At 65.7% G+C, this 17,243-nt stretch carries 20 protein-coding genes; 7 read left to right on the top strand and 13 right to left on the bottom strand.

The genetic code is table 11. From position 1 onward, the window contains the following. Window positions 1–14 precede the first annotated feature (14 nt). Together soxY and soxX are read right to left on the bottom strand one after the other, a co-directional pair. The gene (gene soxY / locus JQ507_31110) at window positions 15–509 is read right to left on the bottom strand and encodes a thiosulfate oxidation carrier protein SoxY (GenBank protein ID QRI69269.1); all 495 of its coding nucleotides are present in this window, start codon (window positions 507–509) and stop codon (window positions 15–17) included. A 26-nt stretch (window positions 510–535) separates the two neighbouring features. Then, window positions 536–826 (bottom strand): sulfur oxidation c-type cytochrome SoxX, encoded by a 291-nt coding sequence (gene soxX, locus JQ507_31105; protein ID QRI73591.1) that lies wholly within the window; start codon window positions 824–826, stop codon window positions 536–538. Between the two features lie 262 nt (window positions 827–1,088). Here soxX and JQ507_31100 point away from each other — a divergent pair, with 262 nt between their 5' ends. Beyond that, a complete protein-coding gene (locus tag JQ507_31100) occupies window positions 1,089–1,778 on the top strand; it encodes a DUF938 domain-containing protein (protein QRI69268.1) in 690 nt (229 codons plus the stop codon). Between the two features lie 99 nt (window positions 1,779–1,877). Here the strand turns inward: JQ507_31100 and JQ507_31095 are convergent, their stop codons facing one another. After that, on the bottom strand, window positions 1,878–2,750 hold the full coding sequence (locus JQ507_31095) for a methyltransferase domain-containing protein (GenBank protein QRI69267.1): 873 nt from the start codon (window positions 2,748–2,750) through the stop codon (window positions 1,878–1,880). A gap of 80 nt (window positions 2,751–2,830) precedes the next feature. Here JQ507_31095 and JQ507_31090 point away from each other — a divergent pair, with 80 nt between their 5' ends. From JQ507_31090 to JQ507_31080, 3 genes are all read left to right on the top strand, one after another. Further along, window positions 2,831–3,328: a type II toxin-antitoxin system HicB family antitoxin gene (locus JQ507_31090; protein QRI69266.1), complete on the top strand. Its 498-nt coding sequence runs from the start codon at window positions 2,831–2,833 to the stop codon at window positions 3,326–3,328. Window positions 3,329–3,522: 194 nt separating this feature from the next. Then, on the top strand, window positions 3,523–4,767 hold the full coding sequence (locus JQ507_31085) for an MFS transporter (GenBank protein ID QRI69265.1): 1,245 nt from the start codon (window positions 3,523–3,525) through the stop codon (window positions 4,765–4,767). A gap of 166 nt (window positions 4,768–4,933) precedes the next feature. After that, on the top strand, window positions 4,934–6,166 hold the full coding sequence (locus JQ507_31080; protein QRI69264.1) for an MFS transporter: 1,233 nt from the start codon (window positions 4,934–4,936) through the stop codon (window positions 6,164–6,166). Here JQ507_31080 and JQ507_31075 read toward each other — a convergent pair. Further along, entirely contained in the window at window positions 6,161–6,598 is a 438-nt protein-coding gene (locus JQ507_31075) for a helix-turn-helix domain-containing protein (GenBank protein ID QRI69263.1), read from the bottom strand. The genes JQ507_31080 and JQ507_31075 overlap by 6 nt on opposite strands. Window positions 6,599–6,739: 141 nt before the next feature. Here JQ507_31075 and JQ507_31070 point away from each other — a divergent pair, with 141 nt between their 5' ends. After that, window positions 6,740–7,243 (top strand): DUF2938 domain-containing protein, encoded by a 504-nt coding sequence (locus tag JQ507_31070; GenBank protein QRI69262.1) that lies wholly within the window; start codon window positions 6,740–6,742, stop codon window positions 7,241–7,243. 99 nt (window positions 7,244–7,342) lie between these two features. On the opposite strand, the gene JQ507_31065 is transcribed toward JQ507_31070, so the two are convergent. Both JQ507_31065 and JQ507_31060 read right to left on the bottom strand, forming a co-directional pair. Beyond that, on the bottom strand, window positions 7,343–7,837 hold the full coding sequence (locus JQ507_31065) for a VOC family protein (protein ID QRI69261.1): 495 nt from the start codon (window positions 7,835–7,837) through the stop codon (window positions 7,343–7,345). 135 nt (window positions 7,838–7,972) lie between these two features. After that, complete coding sequence (locus JQ507_31060) at window positions 7,973–8,518, bottom strand: carboxymuconolactone decarboxylase family protein (GenBank protein ID QRI69260.1); 546 nt, start codon at window positions 8,516–8,518, stop codon at window positions 7,973–7,975. 168 nt (window positions 8,519–8,686) lie between these two features. Between JQ507_31060 and JQ507_31055 the strand changes: the two genes are divergently transcribed. Then, on the top strand, window positions 8,687–9,871 hold the full coding sequence (locus JQ507_31055) for an acyl-CoA dehydrogenase family protein (GenBank protein ID QRI69259.1): 1,185 nt from the start codon (window positions 8,687–8,689) through the stop codon (window positions 9,869–9,871). A gap of 157 nt (window positions 9,872–10,028) precedes the next feature. After that, on the top strand, window positions 10,029–11,168 hold the full coding sequence (locus tag JQ507_31050; GenBank protein ID QRI69258.1) for an acyl-CoA dehydrogenase family protein: 1,140 nt from the start codon (window positions 10,029–10,031) through the stop codon (window positions 11,166–11,168). 115 nt (window positions 11,169–11,283) lie between these two features. On the opposite strand, the gene JQ507_31045 is transcribed toward JQ507_31050, so the two are convergent. The 7 genes from JQ507_31045 to JQ507_31015 form a co-directional block, all read right to left on the bottom strand. Beyond that, the gene (locus tag JQ507_31045; protein ID QRI69257.1) at window positions 11,284–12,321 is read right to left on the bottom strand and encodes an amino acid ABC transporter substrate-binding protein; all 1,038 of its coding nucleotides are present in this window, start codon (window positions 12,319–12,321) and stop codon (window positions 11,284–11,286) included. 61 nt (window positions 12,322–12,382) lie between these two features. Continuing rightward, window positions 12,383–12,976 (bottom strand): L,D-transpeptidase, encoded by a 594-nt coding sequence (locus JQ507_31040; protein QRI69256.1) that lies wholly within the window; start codon window positions 12,974–12,976, stop codon window positions 12,383–12,385. Between the two features lie 172 nt (window positions 12,977–13,148). Then, entirely contained in the window at window positions 13,149–13,277 is a 129-nt protein-coding gene (locus JQ507_31035) for a DUF2474 domain-containing protein (protein ID QRI69255.1), read from the bottom strand. Next, on the bottom strand, window positions 13,277–14,278 hold the full coding sequence (gene cydB / locus JQ507_31030) for a cytochrome d ubiquinol oxidase subunit II (GenBank protein QRI69254.1): 1,002 nt from the start codon (window positions 14,276–14,278) through the stop codon (window positions 13,277–13,279). Before cydB ends, JQ507_31035 begins: the two co-directional genes overlap by 1 nt. Continuing rightward, window positions 14,275–15,681, bottom strand: coding sequence for a cytochrome ubiquinol oxidase subunit I (locus JQ507_31025; GenBank protein QRI69253.1), 1,407 nt, complete (start codon window positions 15,679–15,681; stop codon window positions 14,275–14,277). The genes cydB and JQ507_31025 overlap by 4 nt, the downstream gene beginning before the upstream one ends. Window positions 15,682–15,757: 76 nt before the next feature. Next, the gene (locus tag JQ507_31020) at window positions 15,758–16,336 is read right to left on the bottom strand and encodes a thioredoxin family protein (protein ID QRI69252.1); all 579 of its coding nucleotides are present in this window, start codon (window positions 16,334–16,336) and stop codon (window positions 15,758–15,760) included. Window positions 16,337–16,354: 18 nt separating this feature from the next. Further along, complete coding sequence (locus JQ507_31015) at window positions 16,355–17,062, bottom strand: cytochrome c biogenesis protein CcdA (GenBank protein QRI73590.1); 708 nt, start codon at window positions 17,060–17,062, stop codon at window positions 16,355–16,357. Window positions 17,063–17,243 lie beyond the last annotated feature (181 nt).

Below are 17,243 nucleotides of genomic sequence, written 5' to 3'. Positions count from 1 at the left end.
TGTTTAGCGTGCGATCAGCCGCCGCAGCCGCCGACGGTGACCTTGATTTCCTTGGTCGCGCTGTAGAGCTTGCCGTCGGCCTCGACCAGCACCACGACGTTGCTGGTCTTGGCCATCTTGATGCGGTTGCCGACGCTCGGCAGCGTGCCGTCCGGAATCTTGTAGGATGCGACCAGCGAGATCGGGTTCTCGCTCACCAGGAACGAGATCGAGGTGACGCCTGATAGCGTCGTGGTGGCCGAGATCGGTACCACTGCGCCGTTCTCGGCGATCTCCGGCGCGTCCATCTTGACCTTGTCCGAAGGCTCGGCGGTCTTGCCGTAGAGCGCCTTGATCGCGTCCGCCACGGTCTTCTGCTTGAACGCATCTTCCGGATATTTGTCGTTGGCGGCGGCGAGCGCCCGCGGCACGTCGAACGGGATCACCCCGAGGCCGACCAGTGCGGCGACGCCCGCGCCCTTCAGCAGCAGGCGGCGCGCTTCGGAATATTCGTTGGTCGCAATGTTCATCGAAATCTCCTCAAGCGGTCGCGGCGTCACAGGGTCTGCAGGAAGTCCACCACCGCGTCGATTTCCTTCTCGCTCAAAATTCGGTTGCGGCCGAACGGCGGCATCACGGTCTGCGGGTTGCGCTTGGTCTCATCGGTGACGATCGCGATCAGCTCGTCGCGGCTGTATTTCGCCTTGAGGCCAGTCAGCTCGGGGCCGATCGTGCCGGGCAGCTCGCCGCCCTTGATGACATGACAGGTCAGGCAATTGCCCTTGCCGCGGTCGAAGGCGAGCTTTTGGCCTTCGGCGGCGGATTGGGCTTGCGCGGACGCAGCCATAGCAGTGCCGGCCAGCAGCGCCAGAACGAAGGCTGGCTTGGAGAAAGTGGCGATCAAGGACGTTTCCCGGGCTTCAATCTCGATGATCCCATCGCAATATAAAGAGTGGAAAGCACAAAGGCCATCGGCTGGCAATCTGGAGAATAGGCGCGTTGCGACGGGGTTAATGACAGCGTGGTGGTCCGGAACTGGAGTGGTCCCCTGAGCCTTCCACCTGCCATGTTGGTGCGGTTGAGTGCGGTTGAGGCGTAAGGAGAGCGCGGTGGCGGAGTTCGTGGTGGAGTTCGGCAAAGACGGGCGGCCGGTCGAAGCGGATGGGCGGCTCGATGCGGCGGCCTTCCACCGCAACCATCAGCCGATCTGGGCGGTGCTGAAGGATTTCCTCGCCGGCCAATCCGGTGACGTGCTGGAGGCCGGCAGCGGCACCGGCCAGCATGTCGTCTATTTCGCCGGCCGGACGCCCGACATCACCTGGTGGCCGAGCGACCTCCATGCCGCGCATCTGCGCAGCATCGCGGCCTGGCGCGTCCACGCCGGGCTCGCCAACATCCGGCCGCCGCAGCCGATCGATTTGTCCGATCCGGCCTGGTCGCCGGCGCCGTCAGACGGCAAAGGTCCGGACAAGCTGCTCGCGATCTTCTGCGCCAACGTGATCCACATCGCGCCGTGGCGCGTCGCCGAAGGCCTGTTCGCCGGCGCCGCGCGGCACCTGCGCGCCGACGGCCGGCTGTTCCTCTATGGCCCGTTCAAGCGCGGCGGCAAGCACACAGCGCTCAGCAATGCCGTGTTCGACACCTCGCTGCGCGAGCGCGACGCCGAGTGGGGTGTGCGCGACATCGCCGACGTCGAGGCGCTTGCGGAGCAAGTCGGGCTGAAGCTTGGCGGCAGCTTCGAGATGCCGGCCAACAATTTGATCCTGATGTTCGTGCGGAAGGATGCCGCTCAAGCGTAGGATGGGTAGAGCGAAGCGAAACCCATCATGCTTGATTGAGGCGCCGATTGATGGGTTTCGCTACGCTCTACCCATCCTACAGGTCGGGCGATTTCCGGCTCAATCGTAAGCCAAGCACCATCCATCTCCACGCAGCCAGCAACCGTCGTCGGGGACGTCGGCATTGCGGTACAGTCGCGTCACCTTCTGCCAGCCGCCGCGGGTGAAGGCTTCGGCCAAGGCTTTTTCCGATCGTTCGTCACGACCGCCATCGCAGGGAATGATCGCGACCGGCGATATCCAGGCGGCCTGATAGCCTGCGCCTTCGCGTCGGACCCGGAACACGGCGCCGGATCGCGCCACCTGTTCCGGCGCGCCACCCTTGAAGCCCTCATCCGATGTCAGCGGCAGGATCAGGCGGCCTCCCTCGGCGAGGCCGTCGAGCCAGCGCGCGGCGGGCCGGGTGCAGCCGGCATTGACGTAGATCACGTCGGCCGGCCCGAACTCCACCTGCGTGCCGTCGCCCGCGATGATCGCGACATTCTCGTAAGGAGCGAGATTGGCGCTGGCGCGCGCTGCAAGCTCCGGGTCATATTCAATGCCGGTGACGCGGCCGGATGGTCCGACCAGATGCGCGAGCAGAGCTGTGTAGTATCCGGTGCCCGTGCCGACATGCACCACATGCTCGCCGGCCGCTGGCGCGGCCTGGTGCATGAGATAGGCATGCAGCGACGGCTGGCCGTTGTTGAGGCGACGCTCGGGCAGCAACGCGACCAGATCGTTGGTATAGAGATAGACCGGGTCGGCATCGGGCGTCGGCATGTAGTTGCCGTTCCACCACCGCAGCATCAGCCAAGGTCCCGGGCCGACGAAGTCCTCGCGCGGGATGGCGGCAAAGGCCGCGGTCAGCCGCGCATCGGCGACGTTGGCGGCGGCCAGGATCTGCTTGGCATAGGCTCCGCGGACGATGCGGAGTTCGGCTTGCGGGTCCATCACGGCGCTCCCTTTGCCTTCATGTGTCATTTGACACACCAAGGTGTGTGAAATAGCATACTTAAACGACGGAGGCCAGAATGAAGAGGCGGCTTTATCCGGCTGTGCTGGAGCGCGGTCCGCGCGGCGCGTTCGGGGCATGGTTTCCCGATTTTCCCGGCTGCGTCGCCGGCGGCAAGTCGCAGGAGGAGGCGATCGAGCGCGCCGAGCATGCGCTGGCGCAGACGGTGGACGGCTGGGCCGAGCAGGGCCGCGCGCTGCCGGAGCCGACGCCGATCGAGCGGATCGTGCCGCCCAAGGGCTCCGATGTCGCCGCCTTCTTCATGGTCGGCGTCGATCCGCCCGATCCGTCCGAGCGGGTGAATGTCTATCTGCCGAAAAGCCTGATCACGCGGATCGACAAGCACGCGGCCTCGATTGGCATGAGCCGCTCAAGTTTCTTCGGCTTCGCTGCCTCGCTGGCGCTGGAATGGGCGCCCGGCATCGCGAAAGCAACCTTCGTCGAGCCACGCTCCAAGGTGCACAAGACCGGCGCGCTGCGCGCCGAGAAGCGGCCGGGCAAGAAGCCTGTGCGATAGGCAACGCGCGTTGGAATACACTTGACGTCGTCCTGGCTTTCGCCAGGACGACGTCGGAGAGTATTCGACCAGGCCATCGCGCGTGCGCCTCCCGCATGGCCTGCGCCCGTTTGCGCCGGTTGATCGGCCCGTACCCGCTCTCCATAGTGCCGGCGATTGGAGGCTCCCGCCGGGGCTTCGATGCGGGAATGCCGATGATCGACGTGACAGCAGCGGATGAGACCAGCGATGACGCGCGGGCGCGCGGCAATGTCTGGCGGCTTGCGGCGGCGCAGGCGCTGACCGGCGCCAACTCGGCGGTGATCTTCGCCACCGGCTCGATCGTCGGCGCGACGCTGGCGCCGAGCGTCTCGCTCGCCACCGTGCCGCTCTCGATGTATGTGCTCGGCCTGGCCGCCGGCACGCTGCCGACCGGCGCGATCTCGCGCGCCTATGGACGGCGCACAGCCTTCATCGTCGGCACCTTCTGCGGCACGCTCACCGGCGCGCTCGGCGCCTTCGCGATCCTGCACTCCTCGTTCTGGCTGTTCTGCGGCGCGACCTTCCTCGGCGGGCTCTACGGCGCCGTCGCTCAGTCCTATCGCTTCGCGGCGGCCGACGGCGCCAGCGTCGCGTTCCGGCCCAAGGCGGTGTCGTGGGTGATGGCCGGCGGCGTGTTCGCCGGCGTGCTCGGGCCGCAGCTCGTGCAATGGACCATGGACATCTGGCCGCCCTATCTGTTCGCGTTCTCCTTCGTGATGCAGGCACTGGTCGCGCTGGTGGCGATGGCGGTGCTGTCGGGGGTCGACGCGCCGAAGCCCGCGGCCGCGGATCTGCATGGCGGCCGTCCGCTGCTCGAGATCGCCAAACAGCCGCGTTTCATCGCCGCCGCGCTGTGCGGCGTGATCGCCTATCCGATGATGAACCTGGTGATGACCTCGGCGCCGCTCGCCATGAAGATGTGCGGGCTCACGGTCAGCGATTCCAATTTCGGCATCCAGTGGCACATCGTGGCGATGTACGGCCCGAGCTTCTTCACCGGCTCGCTGATCGCGCGGTTCGGCGCGCCTCGCATCGTCGCGCTCGGGCTGGCGCTGGAGGCGGTGGCCGCGATGATCGGGTTGTCGGGTATCACGGCGCCGCACTTCTGGGCGACGCTGTTCGTGCTCGGCGTCGGCTGGAATTTTGCTTTCGTCGGCGCCTCCGCGCTGGTGCTGGAAACGCATCGCCCGCAGGAGCGCAACAAGGTGCAGGCGTTCAACGATTTCCTCGTCTTCGGCATGATGGCGATCGGCTCGTTCTCATCCGGCCAGCTGCTGGCGCATTACGGCTGGAACGCAGTCAACTGGGTGGTGTTTCCGCCTGTTCTGCTCGGCCTTGCCGTGCTGTCGCTCGCCTCGTTCGCCAGGCGGCGGGCGAAATTGCGCGCGTTGGAAGAAATCCCGGATCCAAGCATCTGAAGCTTTCCAAGCATGATCCTTCAAAAGGCCGCTTCGCGCTTTTTCGGATCATGCTCCTGCCAGCTGCTGACACTTCGATCCGTTTCGAAGTGACCGGCTTGCGCGGCTCCTTACATCGTGAGAACGGATAATCCGGTCCTGACGATGTCGGAAGCAAGAGCAAGAAATGGACGCATCCTCACCCACGCGAACTGACGAATCCTCGCTCGGTTACGAAGGCTGGCGCATCGTCGCCGTCTGCTTCCTGCTGGCGACCTTCGGCTGGGGTCTCGGCTTCTACGGCCAGAGCGTCTATGTCGCCGAGCTGCACAAGCAGCACGGCTGGCCGGCCTCGCTGGTCTCGTCCGGCACGACCTTCTTCTATCTGTTCGGTGCCGCGCTGGTCGCCTTCGTCAGCGAGGCGATCAAGGCGTTCGGCGCGCGCAGCTGCCTGATCGCCGGCACCTTCGCGATGGCGGTCGCGGCGGTCGCGATCGGCCAGGTGCGCGAGCCGTGGCAGCTCTATCTCGCCGACGCGCTGCTGGCGGTCGGCTGGGCCGGCACCAGCCTCGGCATCATCACCAACACGCTCGGCCTGTGGTTCGACAAGAAGCGCGGCATGGCGATCAGCCTGGCGCTGAACGGCGCGAGCTTCGGCGGCATCGTCGGCGTGCCGCTGCTGGTCGCCGGGATCGGCGCATTCGGCTTCTCCGGCGCGATGATCGCGGCAGCTGGGCTGCTGGTCGTGATCATGGTGCCGGTCATCCTGATCTTCGTCGGGCGGCCACCGGCGCATCTGCACGCGGTGACTTCAGCGGCTGCCGATGCGCCGTCGGCGACGCAGGTGCGCGCCCGGGCACTGCGCGACATCCGCTTCCTTTCGGTCTCGATTGCTTTCGCGCTGGTGCTGTTCGCCCAGGTCGGCTTCATCGTGCATCTGATCGCCTATCTCGACCAGGTGATCGGCCGCGAGCGCGCCACGGTGGCAATGGCGCTGCTGACCGCGATGGCCGTGGTCGGCCGGGTCTCCTTCTCCTTCGTGATCGACCAGCTCAACCAGCGGCTGGCGTCGGCGTTGTCCTTTGTCAGCCAGGCGATCGCGCTGGCTCTCATCATCAACGTGCACAATGACGTCGTGCAGATCGCGGCCTGCGCGCTGTTCGGCTTCTCGGTCGGCAATCTGATCACGCTGCCGGCGCTGATCGTGCAGCGCGAATTCGATCCGCGCGCGTTCGGCGTGCTGGTCAGCCTGATCACCGCCATCAACCAGATCACCTATGCGTTCGGCCCCGGCGTGATCGGGCTGCTGCACGATCTCTCCGGCAGCTACACGCTGCCGTTCTACGGCTGCATCGGCCTCGAACTGATCGCGGCGGTGACGATCATGACCCGCGGCCGAAGCCAGCAACGCCGGTTATGATTTTCGACGTGACTTCTTCGTCTTCTTCGGTGCCTCCATCTTCCCGGCCGCCGCGACCCGCAGGAGGCGGCGGAAGGTCGGACATTCCATGTGGCTCGGCGCCGGGCAGACGGCGGCGTGGCGCAGGCCGTCGCGCATCGCGTTGAGGCGGCGGATGGTGCGGTCGAGCTCGTCGGCCTTGGCCGCCAGCATCTTCCGGTCGATCCGCGGCCTGCCGTCAGGCGCGAACATCCGTCCGATCTCGTCGAGCGAGAAGCCGGAGGCGCGGCCGAGCGCGATCAGCGCCAGCCGGTCCAGCACGCCCGGATCGAACAGGCGGCGCAGCCCGCGCCGTCCATGCGAGGCGATCAGCCCCTTCTCCTCGTAGAAGCGCAACGTCGAGGCACGCACGCCCGACTGTTCCGCAACCTCCGCGATGTCGATGTCCCTCACGCCTCTTGACCTCAAGTTCACTTGAACTGGCAGTGTGCAGCCTATCGCCTGCCCGCCGCAGGCAGCAAGCAGGATCAAGAAGCATGGATGCCGCATCGCAGGTCGACGACGAGCAGCTCAAATGCCGGAACGGCGCTGCTCATGGCTGACGCCGTGGAATACCTGGCGAGCGCGGCGTTGATTGGGACCGGCGCGACCATTGTGATGGACATCTGGGGGATGGTCCGCGCGCATCTGCTTGGCGTCCCGTCGCTGGACTATGCCCTGGTCGGCCGCTGGCTCGGCCATCTCGCATCCGGACGCCTGCGTCACGATCGCATCGCCGCCTCGCCGCAGGTCACCGGCGAACGGGTGATCGGATGGATCGCGCATTATCTGATAGGGATCGGCTTCGCCGGGCTGCTGCTTGCGATCTTCGGCCTCGATTGGGCGCGGCAGCCGACCATCGGTCCGGCGTTGCTCGTTGGGATCGGCAGCGTGGCCGCGCCATTCCTGGTGATGCAGCCCGCAATGGGCGCCGGCATTGCCGCGAGCCGCACGCCCCATCCATGGGCCGCGCGGCTGCAAAGTCTCGTGACACATGCGGTGTTCGGTGGCGGGCTCTACGCGGCCGGCTGGATCGGGCGGCTGTCGTCATCCTGGTAGCCCGATGGAGCTGAGCGCAATCCGGGATATGCCCCCGCGAAACGAGATCCCGGATTTCGCTTCGCTTCATCCGAGCTACGGAATTATCGGGTCGCGGAATTATGCCGCCCGCTGCTTCAGCAAATCCTCGAGGTCCAGCCGTCGCGTGAACATCGAGAGCTTGCCGTCCGCGCTGCGCGGCCATTCGGCTTCGGGGCGGTCCCAATAGAGCTCGACGCCGTTCTCGTCGGGATCGCGCAGGTAGAGCGCCTGGCTGACACCGTGGTCGCTGGCACCGTCGAGCTGGATGCCGGCCGACAGCACCCGATGCAGCGCGTCAGCGAGCGCCGGCCGGGTCGGATAGAGGATGGCGGTGTGGAACAGGCCGGTGGTGCCGGGCGGCGGCGGGCGGCCGCCCTTGCTCTCCCAGGTGTTGAGGCCGATGTGGTGGTGATAGCCGCCGGCCGAGATGAAGGCCGCATCGGTCCCGAGGCGCTGCTGCAATTCGAAACCGAGCACGCCGCAATAGAAGCCGAGCGCGCGCTCGAGATCGGCGACCTTGAGGTGGACATGCCCGATCCGCGTGCCCGCGACGATGGGGGGATTTTCAGGCATGAGCTGGCTCCGGTGGCATCAACGCCCTGCCGTCAGCGGCAAGGCTTCGCCGCCTGATATAGTGCGGATTTGCCGGGGCCGGAGCAATCCATCCGGAAACGCAGCGTTTCCGGATGGCGCCACTTCCGGCCGGATCTAGCAGAGCTCCGACAGTTCGCCGCCGGGCAGCTGGAACTCGAACGTGTTCAGCGTCATCGAGACCATCGTGTAGTAGCCGCAGAGGCCGATCACCTCGACCAGGCCGCGCTGGCTCAGCACTTCGATCGCCTCGTCATACAGTGCCTTCGGCAGGCCGTGACCTTCGTGCAGTGCCTTGGCGACGTCGTAGATCATCCTGGCCTTGGGGTCGTCGAAGGTCGGCGTCCGGCGCACCCGGATGTCCTCGATGATCTTCGGATCGAGCCCGCCCTTCAGCGCGAGGCGCTTGTGGGCATACCATTCGTAATGCGCGGTCCAGTGCCGCGCGGTGACGAGGATCGCGATCTCCGACAATTTTGGCGGAAAGATCGTGTCGAAGCGCAAGACCTCGCCGAGCCGCGTGGCGTGCCGCGCCATCTCCGGACTGTTCAGCCAGGCCATCATCGGCGCCGGTGGCGCGCCGCGCTTGCCGGCGATCGACTCGTCGTAGGTTTCTTTCTGGGCGGCGTTCATTTCGCTAGGCGAAAGCAGTTTCAGCCGCATGTCCGTTTCCTCTTGTTTTTCAACCGTTACCCCGTCTCGGCGATACACCCGATCGCGCAAGGTGAGTAGCGACGCCAGAGCATGGCGCGGCCGCGAGGCATATTGAATTCGGCGGCTGCGTAGGTCTAAGGTCGAATCCAATTCGTCGAATTTGACTGGAAACGCACCATGGCTGACCTCGAGAAATTCCGCGCAGAGACCCGCGCCTGGCTGGAGCAGAACTGCCCGGCCGAGATGCGCAAACCGATGACCTCGGATGGCGACACCTTCTGGGGGGGCCGCAATGCGAAATTCTCGTCGGACGCGCAGCGGGTCTGGTTCGAGCGGATGCGCGACAAGGGGTGGACCGTGCCGCATTGGCCGAAGGAGTATGGCGGCGGCGGCCTCGACGGCGAGGAAGCCAAGATCGTGCGCCAGGAGATGGCGGCGATCGGCGCGCGGGCGCCGCTGACCTCGTTCGGCATCTCGATGCTCGGGCCGGCGCTGTTGAAATACGGCACCGAGGAGCAGAAGAAGGAGCATCTGCCGAAGATCACCGCGGGCCTGATCCGCTGGTGCCAGGGCTATTCCGAGCCGAACGCCGGCTCGGACCTCGCCTCGCTGCAGACCCGCGCGGTCGGCGACGGTGACGACTACATCATCAACGGCCAGAAGATCTGGACCTCCTACGCCAACTATGCCGACTGGATCTTCTGCCTGGTGCGCACCGATCCTGCGGCCAAGAAGCACGACGGCATCAGCTTCATCCTGTTCGACATGACCTCGAAGGGCGTGTCGACCAAACCGATCCTGCTGATCTCCGGCTATTCGCCGTTCTGCGAAACCTTCTTCGACAATGTCCGCGTGCCGAAGTCGCATGTCGTCGGCACCGTCAATCGCGGCTGGGATGTCGCGAAGTACCTGCTGCAGCACGAGCGCGCGATGATCTCGGGCATGGGCGAGCGCGGCGTCGGCCGTCCGCTCGGCCAGATCGCCGCCGACTCGGTCGGCGCGGATGCGCAAGGCAGGCTCGACGACGCGCAGCTGCGCAGCCAGATCGCGAATTTCGAAGTCGACGAAGCGGCGCTCGCCGCGGCCGCGGAGCGCGCGGTCGATCTCGCCAAGGCCGGGCAGTCGCATCCGGCATTCTCCTCGGCGATGAAATATTACGGCACCGAGCTCAACAAGCGCCGCTACGAGATCCTGATGTCCGCCGGCGGCATCGACGCGCTGGAATGGGAGAGCGATCGCTCGAAAGGCGGCGCCCGCCCGCGCGCCTGGCTGCGCACCAAGGCCAACTCGATCGAGGGCGGCACCTCGGAGGTGATGCTCGGCATCGTCGCCAAGCGCATCCTCGATCTGCCGGGGGCGTGACGCGGTCTTTCCACCCGTCATTCCGGGGCGCGACGCAGTCGCGAGCCCGGAATCCATAACCCCAGATCGTGGTTATGGATTCCGGGCCTGTCCCTTCGGGCCATCCCGGAATGACGAACTTAGACATATCAGCTTCGAACGTTAGATCGGATTCTCCATGGCCCTCGTCCTCACCGAAGAACAATCCATGCTGCGCGACAGTGCGCGCGGTCTCATCAGCGACAAGGCGCCGGTGGCGCATCTGCGGTCCTTGCGCGACAACAAGGACGCGACCGGCTTCTCGCGCGAGCTCTGGACAACCTTTGCCGAGATGGGCTTCTCCGGCCTGTTGGTGCCGGACCAGTTCGGCGGCAGCGGGCTCGGCTGCGTCGAGGCCGGCATCGTCATGGAAGAGATCGGCCGCACCTTGATGCCGTCGCCGTTCCTTGCGACCTCGGTGCTCGCGGCCTCCGCACTGTCGCGCGGCGGCAGCGAGGCGCAGAAGGCGCAGCATCTGCCCAAAATCGCCAACGGCTCGCTGCTCGCGGCGCTCGCGATCGATGAAGGCGCCAAGCATCGTCCGCTGCAGACCAAATTGCAGGCTGTGCGCGCCGGCAACGGCTTCAAGCTGTCGGGTGACAAGGCCTTCGTGGTCGATGGCCACACTGCCGATCTGTTGATCGTTGCCGCGCGCAGCGCAGGCAGCGCCGGCGACAGGAACGGGTTGACGCTGTTCCTGGTCGATCCGAAGGCGAAGGGGCTCGCGGTCGAGCGCACCGCGATGGTCGATTCGCACAACGCGGCGCGGATCGTGTTCGACAATGTCGAGGTCAATGCCGACAGCGTGCTCGGCGAGGTCGATCAGGGCTTTGGGCTGCTCGAGGGCGTGCTCAATATCGGCCGCGGTGCGGTCGCCTCCGAAATGGTCGGTCTCTCCGACGAGGTGTTCGGCCGCACCGTGACCTATCTCAAGGAGCGCAAGCAGTTCGGCAAGGCGATCGGCGAATTCCAGGCGTTGCAGCACCGCGCCGCCCAGCTCTACATCGATATCGAGATCACCCGCGCCGCGGTGTTGAAGGCGTTGCAGGCGCTCGATACCGATCTCGACAAGGCCGCGCATGCGGTCGCGGTGGCAAAAGCGCGCGCGGGCACCACGGCAACGCTGGCTGTGCAGGAGGGCGTGCAGATGCATGGCGGCATGGGCATGACCGACCAGTTCGACATCGGCTTCTTCATGAAGCGCGCCCGGGTCTGCCAGGAGCTGTTCGGCGACAGCAATTTCCACACCGACCAGCTGGCGAGCGGCAAAGGGTACTGATTGTCATTCCGGGGCGCGCGAAGCGCGAGCCCGGAATCCATGGCGCCACCAGCTTTGCGGCTTGATGGATTCCGGGCCTGCGCCTATCGGCGCATCCCGGAATGACGGAATAGCGTCACCGGATCGGCGGTGCGTATTGCACGCCGCCGGCGTTCCAGAGCTGGTTCATGCCGCGCGGGATCTTCAGCCTGGAATCGGCGCCGACGTTGCGGTCGTAGACTTCGCCGTAATTGCCGACGTGGCGGATGATGCGCACCGCCCAGTCCTTGGTCAGGCCGAGATCCTCGCCATAGGAACCTTCGGTGCCGACCAGCCGCATCACTTCGGGCTTCTTCGACTTCAGCGCCTCGTCGATGTTCTTCGAGGTGATGCCGAGCTCCTCGGCGTTGATCATGGCGTAGAGCGTCCACTTCACGATCATCATCCAGTCGTCGTCGCGCAACCGGACCACCGGCGCCAGCGGCTCCTTGGAGATGATGTCGGCCAGGATGGTGTGGTCGTTCGGCTTGGAGAGGTTGAGCCGCAGCGCATAGAGCTGCGAGGCGTCCGAGGTCAGCGTGTCGCACTGGCCCGAATCATAGGCCTTCACGACATCGTCTAGCTTGTCGAACTTCATCTCCGTGTACTTCATGTTGTTGGCACGGAAATAGTCGGCGAGGTTGAGCTGCGTCGTGGTGTTGGCCTGCACACAGACCTTGCTGTCGTTGAGGTCGAGCGCGGAATCGATGTTGCGCGCGCGGGGAATCATGAAGCCCTGGCCGTCATAATAGGCGACCGCCGGGAAATAGAGATCGTAATTGGTCTCGCGCGACATGCTCCAGGTGGAGTTGCGCGAGAGGATGTCGACCTTGCGGTTCTGCAGCTCCTTGAAGCGTTCGCTGGCATCGAGCGGCACGAACTTCGCCTTCGACGGATCGTCGAAGATCGCCGCGGCGACCGCGCGGCAGAAGTCGACGTCGAAGCCGGTCCAGTTGCCCTTGTCGTCGGGGATCGAGAAGCCCGGCAGGCCCTTGTTGACGCCGCACAGCACGTCGCCGCGGCGGACGGTGCGCTTCAGCGTGCGGGTGTCGTAACGCTCATAGGTGATGGCGGCGGCCGCAACGAGCGCGGCGACCGCGAGCCCGATCGTCAGGCCGCCTCGAAATGTACGCATGGGTTCTCTCTCGCGAATGATCGGGGGAAAAGCGGGTCGGATATCGAAGGCGGGGTCGGGATCAGAGTTCGGGCTTCTGGCGGATGATCACCTTGGTGCCGACGGGAACGCGGTTGTAGAGATCGGCGACGTCGGCGTTGACCAGGCGGAAGCAGCCGGACGAGATCGCGGTGCCGATGGTGTCGGGCCGGTTGGTGCCGTGGATGCGGTACACCGTGGTGCCGAGATACATCGCGCGGGCGCCGAGCGGATTGCCCGGGCCGCCGGCCATGAAGCGCGGCAGATAGGGCTGGCGGGCGATCATTTCCGGCGGCGGCACCCAATCCGGCCACTCGGCCTTGCGGGTGATGGTCACGAGGCCCTGCCACTGAAAGCCGTCGCGGCCGACGCCGATGCCATAGCGCAGCGCGCGGCCATTGCCTTGCACGAGATAGAGATGGCGTTCGGCGGTGGAGACGATGATGGTGCCCGGCGCCTCGTTGGTCCGGTAGTACACGACCTGCTTCTGCCATTCCGGATCGAGCTGGTAGCTGTCGTCGGCGATCAGGCCCGGCTCGTCGGCATCGGGGCGGCTCTGGGCGAAGCCCTGCGACGTCGACAGCACGAGCGCACCTGTGGCAATCAACATCCAGACCAGGTGACGAAGTTTCGTCATGCAAAGCTCTCCTTGTTGGCAAGCAGCCAATGGTTGCTCCACCCAAATCAGGTTCGGAAGCATCAAATCTCAGCGGCAGCTTGATGGCAAGTTTAGGGCGGGCGTCACACTATATCACTGTAATGCTTCCGTTTTTTGTCGTCGGGGACGGCGGCGCGCGGCGCGGGCCGCCTCATTTCGGCGCGATCCAGAGCCGCAACGCGAACGAGACCAGCGCCACCGTGCCGACGCCGCCGAGCCAGAGCACGACGAACCACAGCAGGCGCTGACTGAGCGGCCGCTGACCGGGATCGGGCGGCATCAATGATATCCGTGGCCGGGCCGCACCTTGCCGCGGAACACCCAATAGGCCCAGGCGGTGTAGCCGAGGATCAGCGGCACCAGGATCGAGACTCCGAACAGCATGAAGATCTGGCTGTTGGCCGGCGCCGCCGCCTGCCAGATCGTGATGCTCTGCGGCACGATGTACGGATACATGCTAATGCCGAGCCCGGCATAGGACAGCGCGAACAGGGCGAGCGTCAGGAAGAACGGCTGGTGGTCGTTCCTGTTGCTGAGCGCGCGCAGCAACAGCGCCGTGACTGCGGCGACCGCGATCGGCACCGGCGCGGTGAGGACGATGTTGGGCCAGGCGAACCAGCGCTGGGTGTACTGTACGGCCAGGAACGGCGTTGCGATGCTGACGGCACCGATCGCGCACAGCATCGCGACCAGCAGGATCCAGCTCAGCTGGTAGGCGCGGTCGCGCAGCGAGCCTTCGGTCTTCATCACCAGCCAGGTCGCGCCGAGCAACGCATAGCCGATCACGAGCGCAATGCCGGTCAGGACGCTGAACGGCGTCAGCCAGTCCCACCAGCCGCCGGCATAGTGTCGTCCCTCGACATGGATGCCCTGCAGGATGGCGCCGAGCGCGATGCCCTGCGCCAGCGTTGCCACCAGCGAGCCGCCGGCGAAAGCGAGATCCCATTTGTTGCGCGCCTTCTGGGTGCGCCAGCGGAATTCGAAGGCGACGCCGCGGAATACGAGGCCGAGCAGCATCGCGATCATCGGGGTGTAGAGCGCCGGCATCAGCACCGCATAGGCCAGCGGAAACGCCGCCATCATGCCGCCGCCGCCGAGCACCAGCCAGGTCTCGTTGCCGTCCCACACCGGCGCCACGGTATTCATGATCACGTCGCGATCGGTCTTTTGCGGGAACAGCGGAAACAGGATGCCGAGGCCGAGGTCGAAGCCGTCCATCACGACATAGACGAACACGGCGAAGGCGATGATGAAGGCCCAGATCGTGGTCAGGTCGATCATCGCGCGCCCTCCACGGCGGCGCCTGCCGCCGGCGTGATGCCGGCCGCGCGGGCGGGAAGGTCCTTGGTCGGGCCCTGTTCGCCGGGATGCGGCGGCTGCGCCATCAGCCGCAGGATGTAGATCACGCCCGCGATGAACACGACGAAATAGACGATGATGAAGGCGATCAGCGAGGAACCCACGGCCGGCGCCGCCAGCGGCGAGGCGGAATCCGTCGTGCGCAGCAGCCCGTAGACCGTGAACGGTTGCCGCCCGGTCTCGGTGGTGATCCAGCCGGCGAGCACCGCGATGAAGCCGGCCGGGCCCATCAGCACCGCGAAGCGATGCAGCAGCTGTGACTGGTACATCATGCCGCGCCAGCGCATCAGCAGGCTGAACAGGCCGAGCCCCATGATCAGGAAGCCGAGCCCGACCATGATGCGGAACGCCCAGAACGTGATCGGCACCGGCGGCCAGTTCTCGCGCGGCACCGTGTCGAGGCCGGCGAGCGGTGCGTCGAGCGAATGCTTCAGGATCAGCGACGACAGCTTCGGCACCTCGATCGCGTATTTCACCTTGGCATCGCGTTCGTCGGGCCAGCCGAACAGGATCAGCGGCGCGCCGTCCTTGTGGCTCTGGAAGTGACCTTCCATCGCCATCACCTTGGCGGGCTGGTGCTCCAGCGTGTTGAGGCCGTGTTGGTCGCCGGCCAGGATCTGGATCGGCGCCACCAGCGTCGCCATCCACATCGCCATCGAGAACATCACGCGCGCCCCCGCCAGATGCTGGTCGCGCAGCAGGTGCCAGGCGCCGACCGCGCCGACCACCAGCGAGGTGGTGAGGTAGGCCGCCAGCACCATGTGCACCAGGCGATAGGGGAAGGACGGGTTGAAGATCACCTTGAGCCAGTCGGCGGCGACGAACTGGCCGTCGGCATTGACCGCGTGACCGGCCGGGGTCTGCATCCAGGAATTGGCCGACAGGATCCAGAACGCGGAGATCAGCGTGCCGATCGCGACCATCAGGGTCGCCACGAAATGCAGCCGCGGGCCGACCCGCGACAGGCCGAACAGCATCACGCCGAGGAAGCCGGCCTCGAGGAAGAATGCGGTCAAGACCTCATAGGCCATCATCGGGCCGATCACCGGCCCGGTCTTGTCGGCGAAGGACGCCCAGTTGGTGCCGAACTGGTAGGACATCACGATGCCGGAGACCACGCCCATGCCGAACGCGACCGCGAAGATCTTCAGCCAGTAATTGAACAGGTTGATGTAGACCTCGCGCTTGGTGATCAGCCAAAGCGCCTCCAGCACCGCGAGATAGCTCGCAAGTCCGATCGAGAATGCAGGAAACACGATGTGGAACGACATCGTGAAAGCGAATTGCGCGCGGGCGAGTACGACCGCATCCCAGCCTTCGAACATGATCCACCACCTGCCGTCGACCTGACGTGGACCCTACCACGTCAGGTGTGACGACAACACTGGGCGGATTGTCTAATCAGCTATTGGCGTTGAGCAGCCGGGCGACGGTGCGGTCGATCTCCTCGTACCGCCCCTCGCCGGCATGCTGGAAGACGATCTTGCCGTTCTGGTCGATGATGTATTGCGCCGGCCAATACTCGTTGTGGTAGGCGTTCCAGGTCAGCGAATTGTTGTCCTGCGCCACCGGATAGAGGATGCCGTGCCGCTTCAGCGCCGCCTGCAAATTGGAGGCCGAATGCTCGAACGGGAATTCAGGCGTATGGACCCCGATCACGACGAGGCCGCGATCCCGGTACTTTGAATAAAGTTCGGTGACGTGCGGCAGTGTGTTGACGCAGTTGACGCAGCCATAGGTCCAGAAATCCACCACCACGACCTTGCCGCGCAGGTCGGCGAGCTTCAGCGGCTGCGAGTTGAACCAGTTGCTGATCCCGGCGAACTCGGGCGCGGTCTGGCTCTGTTCGGTGGTCATGGCGACCGCGCGCGGCACCGGTTGCGCCGGCGCGTCGGATTCGGTGCAGAGGCCGGGGATCACGGCGCCGCCGAGGCCAAGGCCGGCGACCAGAGCGGATACAGCAATCAAGCGCAGGGACATCGATCTCTCCTTGTGAGCTCACAGGCCGATCTGGCCGTTGGGATAGAACTGGGTCAGCCACGCCACGATCAGCGTGTCGTATTGCAGGTAGGACAGCGCGGCGAAGCCGATGATCACGACGCCGAAGCCTTGCTGCAGGCGCGGCGCGATCCGCGCCATGCTGCGCACGCGGGTGGTGACGGCCTGCCCGCCATAGGCAATGGCAAGCATCGGGATCGCGGCGCCGATCGCGTAAGTGACGAGCTGCAGGCTCGCCCACGCCGTATCCCCAGAGGTCGCGACGATGGTCAGGATCGAGCCGAGCACCGGGCCGGCGCACGGCGTCCACACCAGGCCAAGCGTGGTGCCGAGCACGAAGCCGCCGAACAGGCTCTGCGACGGCGCGGCCTGACTGAGGCTGCCCGCGGCACCGCTGAGCCGGATCGACAGCCATTCGAATGGCGCCGGCCAGATCATCAGCAGGCCGAAGCCGGCGAGCAGGACGGCCGCGCCGGTGCGCAGCAGGTTGGGATCGAAATCGAAGGCGCGCGTGATCGCGCTCAGCAGCAATGCCACCGCAGAGAATGACATTACGAAGCCGAGCGCGATCATCGCAGGCCGCGCCTTGCCGGTCTGGCCTATCGATACCCCAAGCAGAATCGGCAGCATCGGCAGGGTGCAAGGGGCGGCGACGGTGGCGACACCGGCAAGCAGGGCCAGGGTAAGGGCAGGGGCAAGGCTGAGCATCGTCATCCGTCCATCAGAAGTCCCGGCGCGCCAGAGGGCCGTGCCGGGTACGCATGATGGTCTTCGAAAGGACGGTCCGGCCGTTACGGCGGAGCGCCGTCACGTCCGTGTGAGACGTGCCGTGATCGGCCTCACGACCACGCGCCGAAAACAGAGCGACCCGGCTGGGGGGCATCCCGGC

Source organism: Bradyrhizobium sp. PSBB068 (assembly GCA_016839165.1).
GTDB lineage: Bacteria > Pseudomonadota > Alphaproteobacteria > Rhizobiales > Xanthobacteraceae > Bradyrhizobium.
This window is presented reverse-complemented; position numbering and strand designations above follow the sequence as displayed.